This window comes from Microbacterium luteolum (genome assembly GCF_039533965.1).
In the GTDB taxonomy this organism is placed as follows: Bacteria; Actinomycetota; Actinomycetes; order Actinomycetales; family Microbacteriaceae; genus Microbacterium; species Microbacterium luteolum.
Genome location: NZ_BAAAUN010000001.1, coordinates 2948752 through 2964030, shown reverse-complemented (window position 1 = coordinate 2964030; position 15279 = coordinate 2948752). Strand labels below are relative to the sequence as shown.

Sequence of the window (15279 nt, the reverse complement as noted above, 5' to 3'; positions counted from 1 at the left end):
GCATCACAGCCGGAGCGAGGCGGTCGATCACCTCAGCGGGGTCGAACTCAGCGGGTGATGCGGAGCGTACGCACCTCGAAGGGCCGCAGCTTCAGTTCGCCACCGAGGCGCGGCTCGTCGAGCTCGTCTTCGATGAGCGTCACCTCGCGCACCTCGCGGTGCGGGAAGTCCACGGTGAGCGCGCCCGTCGTGCGCCGGCCGAGGGACTCGTACACGCGCACGATCACGTCGCCGGAGCCGTCATCGGCGAGCTTGACCGCCGACACGATCATGCCATCACCCTCGACCGAGACCAACGGCTCGACCTCGCGCGCCCCGCGCACGACGGTGGGCACAGCGTTCATCCTGATGCCCTCGGTGGTCGCGATCCCGGCATCCGCGCCGACCACGAAGCCGACCTCGATCTGGTGATGCCCGTGATCGGTGTCGGGGTCGGGGAAGCGCGGGGCGCGCAGCAGCGACAGGCGCACGGTCGTCGCCACCGCATCGCCGTCGACCTCCCGAGTGGTGTCGTACCCGTAGATCGAGTCGTTCACCAGCGCGACGCCGAAGTCGGCCTCGCGCACCAGCACGAAGCGGTGCATCGAGGTCTCGAACTTCGCCGCCTCCCAGCTCGTGTTGGTGTGCGTCACCCGCGACTGGTAGCCGAACTGCGTCTCGGCATCGGTGTGCGAGGCCTGCACGTCGAGCGGGAAGGCGAGCTTGAGCAGCTTCTCGGTCTCGTGCCAATCCACGTCGTTGCGCAGCAGCACCGTGCGCTCACCGGGGGCGAGGGAGATCCTCTGCTCGATGGTCGACTCCGAGAACTCCCGGCGCACGGTGACGACCGCCGTGCCACCGTGGACGGTCGCATCGATCGACGACACGTCGGTGAGGTCGTCGACGCTGTTGCGGTAGTACTTGTCGATGTCCCACGCGTCCCACATGTTCGGGAAATCCTGGTGCAGCTGGAAGAGGTTCGCCGCCTGTCCCGCCGCGACGGCCTCGCGGCCGGAGGCGCGGTCGACGGCCGACACGATCAGCCCCTCCGCCGAGACGAGAACGGAGACGAGGTCGTTCTCCAGGCGCCAGCCGCCGTCCTCCGCGGTGAGCGACACCGAGGCTGCGGTCGGCTCGACCACGAACGATGCCCCGAGCGCACGCCCGCGCCCGACGGAGGTCGGCTCGAAGAGCAGCTCGCGCTCCCCCTCGCCGGCGAGGGATCGCCGCGCGGATGCCGAGATCTCCTCGGCATCCGACAGCACGTTCGTGAGCACCTCGACGGCCTCGCGGTGCACCCAGGCGATCGAGGTGCCGGGGAGGATGTCGTGGAACTCATGGAGCAGGACGATCTTCCAGAGCCTGTCGAGCTCGTCCTGCGGGTACGACGCACCCGTGCGCACGGCATCCGTCGTCGCCCACAGCTCGGCCTCGATGAGGGCGTGCTCGGCCCAGCGGTGCAGCGCCTTCGTGGCGTGCTGGCTGGTGAGGGTCCCGCGGTGCAGCTCGAGATAGAGCTCGCCTACCCACACGGCCGGGTGCGGCAGTTCCGCCTTGGCCGCGTCGAAGAACACGTCGGGGTGCTCCCACACGACCTGCGCGCTGCCCTCGAGGTTCGCGAGGCGCGTGGCCTTGCCGGTCATCTCGCGGGTCGTGCCGCCGCCGCCGTCGCCCCAGCCGACGGGCGCGATCGATCGGGAGCTGAGCCGGTTCTCCTTGAACTGGCGGGAGGCCTTCGCGACCTCCATGCCGCTGAGCTGCGAGTTGTAGGTGTCCATCGACGGGAAGTGCGTGAACACCTGCGAGCCGTCGATGCCCTCCCACAGGAACGAGTGGTGCGGGAACACGTTCTGCTGGTTCCAGGAGATCTTCTGCGTGAAGAACCATTCGAAGCCGGCGCGGCGCATGAGCTGCGGCAGGGCCGGGGAGTATCCGAAGCTGTCCGGCAGCCAGACGCCCTTCGATCGGATGCCGAACTCGCGCTCGAAGAAGCGCTGGCCGTGCGAGAACTGGCGCACCAGAGACTCGCCCGTCGGCATCACGGTGTCAGACTCGACCCACATGCCGCCGAGCGGCAAGAAGCGCCCCTCGGCGACCGCCGCCTTCACCCGCTCGTACACCTCGGGACGGTGCTCTTTGAGCCAGGCGTACTGCTGCGCGCTGGACATGCCGTACTGAAACTCGGGCTGCTCCTCGAGCAGGGTCGTCATCGACGAGGTGGTGCGCGCGACCTTGCGGATCGTCTCGCGCACCGGCCACAGCCACGCGGAGTCGATGTGCGCGTGGCCGATGGCCGAGATGCGGTGCGCGCTCGCCTCCGCCGGGGCCGCGAGCACCTCGGCGAGGCGGGCACGGGCGTCGGGTGCGGTCTGCGCGATGCGCTGCAGGTCGAGGGCATCGAGCGCGTCGTCCATCGCCTGCAGGATGCGCATGCGCCGCGGCGATGTCGGCGTGAGTTCGGCCTGCAGCTCGAACAGCACCTCGAGGTCGAGCGAGAGCTCGAAGACGTCCCGCTCGAACACGGCGAGGTCCATCCGCCGCGAACGGTAGAGCGGCTCACGCGAGGAGGTCTGGATGTCGCCCTCCTGCGTCGGCAGGAAGGGGTGGTAGTCGAGCAGCACCGGGTTGGCCGCGGCCTCGAGGTACAGCTCGACGGGCTCTTCGCCGTGGGCGGCCTCGGTGATCGGCAGCCACTGGTTGCGCGGGTTGATGCTCTTCACCGGGCTGCCGTCCGGGCGGTAGACGAGGGCCTCGCACTGGAAGCCGGGCATGTTGATGTCGAACCCGAGGTCGATCACGGCCTCGACGCGACGACCCGCCCACTCGGCGGGGACGCGACCCGTCAGCCGGAACCAGGTGGTCCCCCAGGCCGGACCCCAGGGCGCCCCGACGGCACCGGGAGCGTAGTCGAGCGCGAGGCCATCCTGCGGGCTGATCGGCTCGCCGGGCAGTTCGTGGAGCTCGACCTCCAACGGCACGGACGCCGAGTGGATGGCCGGGCGGATGCGCTCTTCGAGGACGCGCTTGACGCGGCCGACGGTGAGCGAGGTGTCGTCATGCATATGGGGGATCTCCGGCTCGACGGTGAGGGCAACTAAAACGATCTAGTGACCCAAGTCTAGGACACTCGATCCGTGCTTTCACGAGACTAAACCGATCAAGTATGGTGAGTGACTATGAGCCCGGCGAAACGCGTCACCATCGCCGATATCGCGCGCATGGCCGGGGTCTCTCCCGGCGCCGTCTCGTTCGCGCTGAACGGCCGCCCCGGTGTGAGCGACGAGACCAGGCAGCGCATCCTCTCGATCGTCGAGGAGAACGGCTGGCAGCCGAGCTCGGCGGCGCGTGCGCTGGTCGGGGCGAAGGCGAACACGGTCGGCTTCGCGCTCGCCCGGCCCGCACGGTCCCTCGGATCCGAGGCGTTCTTCACCGACCTCATCGCCGGAATCGAGTCGCGCCTGTCGGTGAGCAAGGTGAGCCTGCAGCTCCGCCTCGTGGCCGATGTCGCCGAGGAGATGGAGGTGCACCGGCAGTGGCGATCGTCGAACCAGGTCGACGGCTTCATCTTCATCGATCCGCGCGACGACGACCCCCGCGTGGACCGCATCACGGCCCTCGACGCGCGTGCGGTCATGATCGGATCCAAGCCGTCGCCCGAGGGTTCGGTGCCGAGCGTCTGGATCGGTGACGATGCCGTGGCCGAGACGCTCTTCTCGTACCTCGCGGCCCTCGGCCACACCCGCATCGCCTACGTCGGCGGCCCCGCCGACCTCGAGCACACGCACCTGCGCGCCGAGGTCCTGGAGCGCATGGCATCCGACGGGATCGAGGGCGAGGTGATCACGACGGACTTCTCGCCGGCACGGGCATCCGCGGTCACCCGCTCGCTGCTCTCCGGGCGGCAGCGCCCGACCGCGATCGTCTACGACAACGACGTGATGGCCGTCGCCGGTCTCCGCGTCTCGCAGGAGATGGGACGCGCGGTGCCGCGGGACGTGTCGCTCGCGTCGTTCGATGACTCCGTGATCGCCGGGCTGATCAACCCGTCGATCACCGCGATGACCCGCGACACGTTCGAACTCGGCGAGCGCGCGGCGACCCTGTTGCTGCAGCAGATCGAGGCCGGGGCGAACCTGCCGAGCGTGGAGGGCCCGACGCCCGTGCTCACCGCACGCGAGAGCACAGCCCCGCCGGCGCGGCTCGGCTGAATCGAAACGGTGGGCCGTTCGCGGTATGAGCGAGACGCTGCGGGCCGCCGGAAGTATGGCGAGGATGTCATCGCTTGGATCGCTGTCTTCCAACGGACCGAGGGCGCGGGCACGGGCACGACCCTGAACCAGATTGGGGTGATGCCCGACGACGGGGAATTAGAGCGCCGTGAAAGGGTGCGGTAACAATTGGATGACTTTGACCGGGGCCCGGAGGATATGCACCAGCCCCACCTGATACCCGAACACGCGATGGGTTGTCAGTCGCATGACATCGCCGCTTTGCCCGCCATTCCTGGCGGGGTCGCCCCCGTAATAGCGCCCACCTGACGCGCGCCGGGACTGGCGCGAACGCGTGCCCGCGCTATGAGTTGGCCTGCACATCGACGCGTAAGAGATCAGCGGCCAGCATATAGACCCAGGACACGCACGACTCCACCTCGGCACGGGACAGGTCCGCGTGCACGCCTTTGCTCGCGAGGTCATCGAGTGACTTCAGCCGAGTGCCGAGAGACACCAGATTCGAAGCGAGCAGGTCCGCATGCGTCGACCGCCCCCGGCGCTCGAGGACCCAGGCCGTGAGGCGGTTGCGGTAGTGATCGTCGTCCATCAACCGAGACAATCCGTCCTCGCCTGTGACCGGGGCGCCTGGTGGGTACAAAGCGTCAGCTAGAGCCTTGATGGCGCGTCGACATGATGTCGCAGCGTGGCTGGTGGCTTCGTGCCCGTCGCCATCGGAGCGGGATTCTGCAGCCCGGAGTGCTTCTAAAGCTTTGGGTGCGCGTCTCGCGAGTTCCGTTTCAACGAATTCACGACCTCGCGCGACGGAGTCCGGCACGGTTTCTCCAGCGAGAATCTGGGCTTCGACGTCCAGCACGTAGGTGTAGGCAGCGTCCTTCGTGCGCTCAAGCATCGATCTGCGTAGCGCGATAGGAACGTAAAGACTCGTCCGTGCCTTCTTTCGGTCGAGGTACGCGAGTCCTACGTCGATGGGGGTCATCCCGGCAGGGATCTCATCCTCGTGTAGCGCCACCATCGAGGCGAGGTTGGTCTCGAGTTCACCCACGGATTGAGACAGGATCACGTTCTTCCCGCCTTGCTCGACGGTGCGGCGCGCTTGAAACGTCTCTGCAGCACGCTCCCATTGCTTCATCGCTTCTTGGGTGCCCACTTCCGCTGTGAGGCGCGCGAGCAGCAGTCTGTTCCTCTCCTTGCTGTCGTCCCCAAGACCTTGCACCTCCATGCGTAGCCAGAACTCTGCAACCGTGTCCTGTCGCAGCGTGGCGACCCTAAGCGCTGACCGGCAGATTACCGTGGTGGGAGAGTTAGCGGCCACCGCTGCCAAAGTGTTGTCGATGGCGCGCGCGATCCGCTCAGAGGACTCCATGTATCGAAGATACTGGCCGTCGCCCATGCGCAACTGAGCTGGGCGGGTACCTCAGGTGGTTGCGATCTCCGTAGTACCCAATCGGGTTGCGCATCAACTGAGACAGAAGTTTTTAGCGGTTCCAACTCCTCATGGGTATCGCTCAGTACCGCAAACGCTTGCCCATTGCGTCCGGGGTCGAGCTACGCGAGACCAGAGAGTCGCGGATCCTTGAACCTTCGACTCGCCCGTTGTACACGCGGCCGAGGACTCAAAGCACCTCGCGAAATGTGTCGGTGCGCGAGAGGTCGTCACCTGGTGGGCGACTTGTCCGCCCACCGTCGGAGTTGCATGGCGCGAAACATTCGGACAGGGGAACGCTTCGCGCTACGCTCACCAACGTGAGTGAACTCAGAGTTGAACACCGCCGATTGAGCCTTCTGGGAAAGATCATCCGCGTCGTCGACGACGGTGAAACGCACGCAACACCCGGGATGCTGATGGTTGACCCGGGCGACGCAGCGGAGCGGGCGTCCGTCACCGCAGACGCCCGCGCGCTCCGTGATCAACAGCAGGTCAACCTCGATGAGCGCTACTCCGGAGGATGGGCTGCCCGCCCGACCTCGGACGGGCGCGACGCGTGGGCAGAATACGTTGCTCGACGTTCCGACCCCGTAGAACGCCAGCGGCAGGCGCGTAACGACTATCTGCGATGGATCTATGAGCACACGAGGGACAACACGCTCGCTGTCGCCGACCACTTCCTTGAGGCGGGGCTTACGTTCCTCGGCGACCCGTATGCCATGGAGGACCTGACACGCGCAGGAAAGTGGCTTGCCGACCGCGGGCTCATCGAGGGACCCGGGGCGGACCAACGCCCCGACCCGCTTCGTGTCGGCCTCACGGTCAAAGGGGAGGATCTGGTCGAGTCCGGCCGCGAACTCCACTCCGAGGCACCGCAAGCGGCTTCCACGTCGTATACGTTCCATGCGCCCGCGCAAGTAGCTCACAACAGTCCGAACGTCGTGCAGATGCAGACGAACGACGCGAGCAAGGGCGCGGTCGAGATCGCCGCCATGCTCGATCAGCTGACCGCGATCCTCGTCCCAGACGAGGCACGCCGGACCGGAGAGTTCGCTGCGCAGCTGCGCGAAGAAGCGAGCGGGACTGCGCGGTCATCTCGCTTCCGCGAGATCGGCGACGCGGTAATGAAGGCGTTCGGTACCGGGCTTGGCGGCGCACTGGGTAGCGCTGTTTCCACCCACACGAATGCGTGGCTGGGAACCTTGGTCTAGCTGCCTTCGCACCCATGCGTCGTGCCGACCCTTCAATTGCACGTGATCGAGACGCCCAGCACGCATCATCTCGACGCGGCTCGGTACATTCGTCCCGTCTCCCTTTGTGAGACGAACGTTCAGAGAGGACACCGCGTACAAGGCCGTCCGGGCCATGTACTCACGTCGATAGCGACGGAGTGCCAGTCTGGAGGACGCGAACAAACTCTCGGAGCCCGCTGACCACCTGGCCGTTTCGAACTTGGAACTGCGGGTATCGGGAAAGTTGTTACTAGTTCTCGAGCGAACCTTGAGCGCATCCGCGGCTGGCAGCGCACGCGCCTCTGACCAACCGAGTGTTCGTGCGAAGCATGTGGCGTGTAACCCGGTCCGATGACATTGACCCAGGAATTGATCTCGTAGGCGGATCCTTCGCTCGCATCGCTCGAGACCCGGCCGAAACGAAGCGCCGGTCGAAGTGCGAACTCGCTCGAGCGTCCTGCCCGCCCGTCAGGCTCCGACGACCGTGTTCACCGAGCCGTAGGGGTCGACCTCGTTCGCCGACACGTCGGGGCGGATCAGACGACGGATGCCGCGCGCATCGAGCGCGGCGGGGTCGAGCGCCGTCCGCGAGGTGACCAGCGCCGGGTCGAGACCGGCGGCGCAGGCATCCACCCACGCCTGGAACACCACTCCCCCGGGGCTCAGTGTTGCGCGGCTCACCGGCACCTCGCGCTCGTCGACCTCGACCACGATCGCAGTCTCGCGTGCGGGCGGCGCCTGGCGTGCGCGCAGCTCCGGGATGAGCTCGGCGAATCGGCGGCCGAGGGGCTTCGCCTTGCCGTCCTGGCCGACCAGGCCGAGCGAGTACTCCAGCTCGGGGAAGTCGCCGAGCTCACGGCTCACGTCATGCGAGCACCACCAGGTGATGCCCCAGAGGTTCTCGGTGCGGGCGGCCGAGCGCACCGTGGCCTCCAGGAAGCCGGGCATCTCGTCTTCCTCGAGACAGTTGGAGGGGGCGCCGACCTCCTGCAGCCACACCACCCGCTCCGGGTCCGTCGCGAAGGCGCGGGAGAGCTCGATCAGGTATTCCGCGTGGCGGTCGGAGGCGACCGAGCGCCCGCCGTAGCGCTGGGCGGTGCCGTTGAAGATCCAGGAGTGGATCGTGGTCATCGCCCCGAGGCGCGAGGCGTGCGCGGGCGTGAACCCGTGGCCATCCATGTACCAGACCGCGTCGTACTCGCTGTGCACGTTCGCATGGCCGGGAGCCGCGGCATCCGCCGCCGCCAGCAGCGCGGAGATCCACTCGCCGGCCTCGTCCTGCGTGACCGGCCAGGGCGAAGGATGCGTGTGCGCCGAGAACTGGTTCGTCTCGTTCCCGAGGGTCAGGCCGAGGAAGTTCGGGGCCTCGCGCAGCGCCTGGCCGAGCCGGTCGACGAGCGCGACCTGCCCCTCCAGCGCCTTCGGATCGGTGAACATGTTCTTGTCATGCCAGGTGTACAGCCAGGACGGGACGAAGTCGAAGCTCGAGAGGTGCCCCTGGATCACGTCGACGCTGGCGTCCAGCCCGAACTCGCCGGCGATGTCGACCATGGCGCGCACGTCGTCGACGGCCTTCGTGCGGATGAGCGTGCGGTTCGGCTGGAGGACGTTCCACAGCGGGAAGACCCTGACGTGGTCGAGCCCCAGCTCGGCGAGCGCGGCGAAGTCGCGGCGCACGTCGTCCGGCGTGAAGTCGAGCCAGGAGTGCATCCAGTCCTTCGACGGCGTGTAGTTCGCCCCGAATCTCAGGGGAGCATCGAGAGCGCCACGCTGCGTCATGTGTCCGGACCTTTCCGACGGCGCCCTCCGGTGAGGGCATGTCGGATCACTATAACGCTTGAGCAACGAACATCCCACCGCCCGGAACTGATTCCCGTGAGACCCTCCGCCAGCACCTTGACAGGCGGAGAATCGGATGGTTTCATCTGCTAAAGCGTTGTAGTCCACTCGCATGTGGACTACAACGCGGAATCGCCCGCCTCGAGGAAGAAGCACGATGAGAGTTCCGACACGCATTGCCGCCCTGGCAGCATTCAGCATCGGCGTCCTGGCGCTGACGAGTTGCACGGGAGGCGGCGGAGGCTCCGGCGACACCGGCCCCATCGACACCTCCGGCGAGCTGAGCGGAACGATCCAGTTCCAGACCTGGTCGCTCAAGAACGAGAAGTTCACGCCCTACTTCGAGGATCTGATCGACGCGTTCGAGAAGGAGAACCCCGACGTCACGGTCGAGTGGCTCGACCAGCCGGGTGACGGCTACCAGGAGAAGATCCTCAGCCAGGCGAACGCCGACACCCTCCCCGACGTGCTGAACCTGCCGCCGGACATCGCCTACCCGCTCGTCGCCGCCGGCAAGCTCGTCGACATCGACACGGCCGACCCCGATCTGAAGTCCGTCTACAACGCCGGCGCCTGGGACGCCTACAGCCAGTACCCCGAGGTCGAGGGCACGTACGGACTCCCCTGGTACCTCTCCAGCGATGCGTCCTGGTGGAACCTCGCGCAGCTCGCCCCGTACGGGGTCACCGAGGACAACCTGCCGACCACGGTCGACGAGCTCCTCACCCTCGCGAAGAAGGTCGCCACGGAGTCCGACGGCAAGGTGCAGCTGCTCTCGTCGATCCCCGCGCTCGACACCTTCACGGCCGCCGGCATGGAGGTCATCGACGACAAGGGCGAGTTCGACTTCAACACCGACGAGGCCGCGAAGATCATCGAGGCCTATGCCGACGCCTACGCGGCGGGTGCGATGCCCGCCGAGGCTCTGACCGGCGACTACGGCGGGAACGCCGAGTCCTACATCCAGGAGAAGGTCGCGTTCACGACCGGAGGCACCGGCTTCACCACCGACCTGCAGAAGGACGCCCCCGTTCTGCTGGAGAACACCGTCGCGACGCAGCGCCTGGGGGTGCCGCCGCTGTACGTGCAGGGACTCAACGTCTCGGCCGACTCCGACAACAAGGAAGCCGCTCTCGCCTTCGCCGAGTTCGTGACCAACGAGGAGAACCAGGTCGCCTTCTCGTCGCTCGCCGTCGGCACCGCACCCGGCACCGCCGCAGGTGGCGACAAGGTCGTGGAGAACATCTCCTCGTCGATCACCGACGAGAAGCAGCTCGCCGCGATCGACACCGTGTTCACCGCGATGGAGGGTGCCAAGGCTCTGCCGTTCCAGTGGACGTCCGACATGGCGACCTACATGACGCAGCAGATCGCCCTCGCCATCAACGGCGAAGCGGATGCCGCGACGCAGCTCGACAAGATCGTCGAGTACGCCAACGCGAACCGCGTGGACCAGTAAGCATGCGCGCGGACACCGGCATCCGGAGCAGGGTGAGATCGATGAGATCCCACCGATGGTTCACGCCCTGGCTGCTCCTCGGCCCCGCCGTGATCTGGGTGCTGGTGTTCGCGCTCTGGCCGTTCCTCAACACGGTCTTCCTCAGCTTCACCGACGCGCGTCCGCTGCGGACGCCCGAGTTCGTCGGCGTGGCGAACTACGACCGCATGTTCGGCGACGAGATGTTCTGGAACGCGCTGACGACCTGCATCATCTACGTCGTCGTGTGCGTGCCGCTGCTCACGATCCTCCCGCTCCTCCTGGCCCTGCTCGTGCAGAAGAAGCTGCCCGGCATCTCGTTCTTCCGCACCACGTTCTACTTCCCCGTGATCGCCTCGGTCGTCGTGGTGGCACTCATCTGGACCTGGCTGTTCGACAGCCGCGGCATCATCAACCAGACGCTCGAGTTCCTCGGACTGGTCGACAAGCCGATGGCCTTCCTCGTCGACCGCTGGCTGCTGTTGGGCTGCGCGATCCTGCTCACGGTGTGGAAGGGGCTCGGCTACTACATGGTCGTGTACCTCGCCGCCCTCGGCAACGTCGGCAAGGAGCTGCACGAGGCCGCGATGCTCGACGGCGCCGGGGCGTTCCGCCGCTTCCTCTCCGTCACGATCCCCTCGGTACGCGGCGCGATGCTCCTGATCGCCGTGCTCATCGCCGTCTCGGCGATGAGAGTGTTCGCCGAGCTCGACGTGCTGTCCAAGAGCACGGGAGGACCCGGCGGCTACGACATGTCGCTGGTGATGCTCATCCGCCAGGTCGGTTCCGGCCTGAACGGCAACATCGGGTACGCGTCGGCGATCAGCGTGGCGCTCTTCCTCCTCACCCTCTTCCCGCTCGCCGCGATCGCGTTCATGAATCGCGAGAAGAAGGCGAAGGCCCCCGCATGAGCATCCTCACCCCGCCCCGCGCCGACGACGACCGTCGCACGCCGGACCAGCCTGTACGTCCCGAGCGCGAGCGCATCTTCCGCCGACGGGGCTCCGGCGACTTCAGCAAGCCGACGCTCGGCGGCCTCATCGGCCGCTACGCCCTGCTGCTGCTCGTCCTCGTGCTCGTCATCGGCCCGTTCGTCTGGCAGCTGTCGACCTCGTTCAAGGGCCCGCAGGAGAACATCTACTCCTTCCCGCCGAACCTCATCCCGCGCGAGCCCACGCTGGGGAACTACTCGACCGTCGCCGACATCGTGCCGGTCTACCTCTACGCGTGGCACTCGCTGCTCGTCTCCCTCGGCACGGTCGTCAGCAACGTCGTGCTGGCCACCTTCGCCGGCTACGCGCTCGGCTGCATGCGGTTCCGTGGCAAGTGGATCGTGATGGCGATCCTCCTCTCCACGCTGCTGTTCCCCGGCGAGGTGACCGTGACGAGCAACTTCCTCACGATCCGCGCCCTGGGGCTCGCCGACACCCTCTGGGGAGTCTTCCTTCCCGGCGCCATCAGCGCGATGAACGTGCTCCTGATCGCGACGGCCTGCCGCATGATCCCGAAGGACGTGTTGGATGCCGCGACGGTCGACGGCGCGACCACCTGGCAGCGCATCCGGCACATCGTGTGGCCGAATATCCGCGGCATGGTCTCGGTGGTCGCGATCTTCGCGTTCATCGGCGCCTGGGACGACTACCTGTGGCCCCTCATCGTGCTGTCCGACCCCGCGAAGTACACGCTGACGGTCGGCATGGCCTACCTCAACAGCAGCTTCTCGGTCGACCCGCGACTGATCGCGGCCGGGACCATGATCGCGCTCGTGCCGATCGTCATCATGTTCTCGTTCACGCAGCGGTTCTTCTTCAAGGGCGTGCAGGAGGGCGCGATCAAGGGGTGAGCGCCACGCACCTCTCGCCGGCGGACGGCCCGGCCGATCCTCCCTCATCCCGTCCCCGCGCGGGCATCCTGTCCGGGCCAGTGTTCGCCTTCGCGTTCGATCCGTCCGCCGGGGAGCAGCGGATCGATGCACCGGAACTCCTCGACCTCGAGTTCTCGCCCGACACCGTGCTGCACTGGGCGTTCTACGCGGACGGCCCCGCGGCGACGCTGGCACCTCATGCGGCGCTCGCGGTCACGATCGACGTGCGATTCGCCGACGGCACCCGGCTGAGCGATATCCCGGCGGTCCGCGACCGCTACGACTTCCCGATCACCGCCGAAGAGCAGTTCGCCGCGCGCTGGAGCTTCCCGGAGCAGTGGAACGCCGACACCGTCGCGCTCGCCCCGGTCGCCCACCGCACCGGCACGGTCGAGATCGTGCTCGGCACCGAGACGCTCGCCACCGCGGCGGATCTCCCTCCGCGCGTCTCCGGCTATGTGCAGCTCGTGATCGAGCAGCGCGCGGCATCCGCACCGCTCACTCCCGTCGAACGCGTCGACACGCGCCGAGGGTCGCACTCAGGACCGCGATTCTCCCGCGGGAACACGATCCCGGCCGTTGCCGTGCCGCACGGCTTCACGTTCGTCACCCCGGCGACCGACGCCGCCGACTCTCGCTGGCCGTACCGTCCGTTCGTGCACGATGATCCCCGCGGGCGCCGGCTCGAAGCGCTCCAGTTCTCGCACCAGCCGAGCCCGTGGATCGGCGACCGCTCGGTGCTGCAGCTGATGCCCTTCCTCGGCCTCCCCACCTCGCAGCGTGCCGGCCGCCGACGCTGGATCGTCTCCGGCACCGAGCGCGCGCATCCGCACGAGTATGCCGCCGACCTCGGCGACGGCCTGCACGTCGAGATGACCGCGACCTCGCACGCGGCGGCCTTCCGGGTGCACACCGCGGACCCCAGCGCTCGCGTCGGCTTCGTGATCGATCAGCTCACCGCCGGCGGGCGCCACGAGTGGACGGATGCCGGAGGGTTCGAGGGCTGGATCCCGGAGGGCCCTGCGGATTGGGGCAACGCGCCCCGCTGCTTCTTCGCCGGTACCGTCCTGCGGGGTCGCGATCAGCCCGATGAGCGCGGCCGTCTCGACGACGACGGCCGCGGCGAGGTCGCCGGATACGTGAGCGGCCGCGGATCGCTCGAGGTGCGGATCGCGGTCTCCTTCCTGGCCGTCGAGCAGGCCAGGCGCAGCCTCTCGATCGAGGCCCCCGCGACGACCTCGTACGATCAGCTGCGCGACCGCGCTGCGGCAGCCTGGAATCGTCTGCTCGGGCGCGTCACGATCCCGCCGCTGCCCGCGGAGGATGCTCCGTACCGGTCGCTCGCCGATGAGGAGCACCGGTCACGCATCGCCGCCGCCCTCCACCGGATGCACCTGTACCCGAACAGCGCGGCCGAGAACGCCGGCACGGCCGAGACCCCCATCTGGCGGTTCGCCGACGTGTTCGCCGAGGTCCCGGTCCACGAAGGCGAACCGGCAGCCGACGGCGAGCTCGTCGTCAACAACGGCTACTGGGACACGTACCGCACCGAGTGGCCGGCGCTCGCCCTGCTCGACCCCGCCCTCACGGGGCGCCTCCTCGACGGGCAGTTGGAGCAGTATCGCCGCGGAGGCTGGATGGCGCGGTGGAGCGCCCCGGGGTACGTCGACAGCATGGTGGGCACGTCGAGCGATCAGATCTTCGCCGACGCCGCGCGCTGGGGCGTGGAGTTCGACCGCGTCACCGCCTTCGAGAGCGGATGGCGGAACGCCTGCGAACCGGGGCCCGACGCCCGTCGTGGCCGCAAGGGCATCGCCCGAGGCCGCTTCACCGGATACATCGCCTCGGAGGTCCCCGAAGGCATGAGCTGGAGCATCGAGAACGCCGTGAGCGATGCCGCGCTGGGGCGATTCGCCTCCCGGCTCGCCACCGAGTCGGAGTCGGAATCCGCGTCGGCATCGGACGTGGATGCTGCGCGCTACCGGTCCTTCGCCCGCTACTTCGCGAATCGGGCCCGATCGTATCGCACCCTGTTCGACGACAGCACGGGGTTCTTCCGCGGCCGGGATGACGACGGCGCCTTCGCCGCCTCGGGATTCGACCCGAGGTCCTGGGGCGGTGACAACGTCGAGACGAACGCGTGGGGGATGTCGGTCGGCGCCGTGCACGACGGCGCCGGGCTGGCCGACCTCTACGGCGGTCCCGACGGCCTCGGTCGTCATCTCGACGCCCTCTTCGCCGAGCCCGAGACCGCCGACGAGCGGTTCGGCGGCGCATACGGCACGGTCATCCACGAGCAGCGGGAGGCACGATCGCTGCGCTCCGGCATGTGCGCGATCTCGAACCAGCCGGCGCACCACATCCCCTTCATGTACGCGTTCAGCGACCAGCCATGGCGGACGGCGGGCATCGTGCATGACCTCGCCGGGCGCCTGTTCGCCGGCGCGCACATCGGCCAGGGCTTCCCCGGCGACGAGGACAACGGTGAGATGAGCGCCTGGTGGCTGTGGGCCGCGCTCGGGCTGTATCCGCTGGAGCTCGCCTCGGGCGTGCTGCGGATCGGGTCGCCGCTCTTCGACGACATCCGGGTCGATCGCGGCGACGGCTCCTCGCTGCGCGTCGTCTCTCGGCGCAGCTCACCGACGGCCCGGGTGCTGCAGGAGGCACGGCTCGACGGCGTGCGCCTGTCTGCGGCCGAGCTGCCGATCGACGCGCTCGTCGGCGACGCCGTGCTCGAGCTGGTGTTCGGCCTCGATCCGGCGGCAGCGCTCGAGGCGCGCGATCGCTCGGCCACGAACCAGGTCGAGGCCTGGCGCGAGGACCTGACGTCGACCGGAGGCCGCATCGTATCCTCGCCCGGACTCCGCCACGCCGAGCGGGTGTTCGACGACGGGGCGCTCTCGGGGGATGCCGGTACGGCGCTGCGAGCCGGGGAGTGGGTGGGGTGGCGGTTCTCCGAGCCCCGCGGCGTCAGCGACCTCACGATGACGGCGGTGGCTCCGGCATCCGCTTCTGCGCTCCGCTGGGAGATGCTCGGGCCGGATGAGAAGTGGGTTCCCGTCCGCACCACGCACCGGGCAGCGCTGCTGCCGAACCGCACGACGCCCTTCACCCTGGCGACGCGCATCGTGACCTCGGCGCTCCGCGTGCGGGCGGAGGCCGAGGTCACGATCCGTCAGGTCGAGCTGTTCGACCTGGGCTGATCACTCACCGGGAAGGTCAGCCGACCA

General features: G+C 68.0%; 9 protein-coding genes. 6 read left to right on the top strand and 3 right to left on the bottom strand.

Annotated features, from left to right (window positions below; genetic code table 11):
* Window positions 1–47 precede the first annotated feature (47 nt).
* Window positions 48–3041 carry an alpha-mannosidase gene (locus ABD648_RS14330; RefSeq protein WP_282215627.1) on the bottom strand — a complete coding sequence of 998 codons (2994 nt, stop codon included), beginning with the start codon at window positions 3039–3041 and terminating at the stop codon, window positions 48–50.
* A gap of 114 nt (window positions 3042–3155) precedes the next feature.
* Between ABD648_RS14330 and ABD648_RS14325 the strand changes: the two genes are divergently transcribed.
* The gene (locus ABD648_RS14325) at window positions 3156–4187 is read left to right on the top strand and encodes a LacI family DNA-binding transcriptional regulator (RefSeq protein WP_282215626.1); all 1032 of its coding nucleotides are present in this window, start codon (window positions 3156–3158) and stop codon (window positions 4185–4187) included.
* 364 nt (window positions 4188–4551) lie between these two features.
* Here the strand turns inward: ABD648_RS14325 and ABD648_RS14320 are convergent, their stop codons facing one another.
* Complete coding sequence (locus tag ABD648_RS14320) at window positions 4552–5574, bottom strand: hypothetical protein (protein WP_282215625.1); 1023 nt, start codon at window positions 5572–5574, stop codon at window positions 4552–4554.
* A gap of 380 nt (window positions 5575–5954) precedes the next feature.
* Here ABD648_RS14320 and ABD648_RS14315 point away from each other — a divergent pair, with 380 nt between their 5' ends.
* Window positions 5955–6848 (top strand): hypothetical protein, encoded by an 894-nt coding sequence (locus ABD648_RS14315; RefSeq protein WP_282215624.1) that lies wholly within the window; start codon window positions 5955–5957, stop codon window positions 6846–6848.
* A 489-nt stretch (window positions 6849–7337) separates the two neighbouring features.
* Here the strand turns inward: ABD648_RS14315 and ABD648_RS14310 are convergent, their stop codons facing one another.
* A complete protein-coding gene (locus tag ABD648_RS14310; RefSeq protein ID WP_282215623.1) occupies window positions 7338–8648 on the bottom strand; it encodes a glycoside hydrolase 5 family protein in 1311 nt (436 codons plus the stop codon).
* Window positions 8649–8865: 217 nt separating this feature from the next.
* Between ABD648_RS14310 and ABD648_RS14305 the strand changes: the two genes are divergently transcribed.
* The 4 genes from ABD648_RS14305 to ABD648_RS14290 are packed head-to-tail and all read left to right on the top strand — an operon-like array spanning window position 8866 to window position 15252.
* The gene (locus ABD648_RS14305; protein ID WP_282215622.1) at window positions 8866–10167 is read left to right on the top strand and encodes an ABC transporter substrate-binding protein; all 1302 of its coding nucleotides are present in this window, start codon (window positions 8866–8868) and stop codon (window positions 10165–10167) included.
* Window positions 10168–10208: 41 nt separating this feature from the next.
* Window positions 10209–11096 (top strand): carbohydrate ABC transporter permease, encoded by an 888-nt coding sequence (locus ABD648_RS14300; RefSeq protein ID WP_282215621.1) that lies wholly within the window; start codon window positions 10209–10211, stop codon window positions 11094–11096.
* Window positions 11093–12028, top strand: a complete 936-nt coding sequence (locus ABD648_RS14295; protein WP_282215620.1) for a carbohydrate ABC transporter permease — start codon at window positions 11093–11095, stop codon at window positions 12026–12028. Before ABD648_RS14300 ends, ABD648_RS14295 begins: the two co-directional genes overlap by 4 nt.
* Window positions 12025–15252 (top strand): glycoside hydrolase domain-containing protein, encoded by a 3228-nt coding sequence (locus tag ABD648_RS14290; protein WP_282215619.1) that lies wholly within the window; start codon window positions 12025–12027, stop codon window positions 15250–15252. Before ABD648_RS14295 ends, ABD648_RS14290 begins: the two co-directional genes overlap by 4 nt.
* The last annotated feature ends 27 nt before the right edge of the window (window positions 15253–15279 follow it).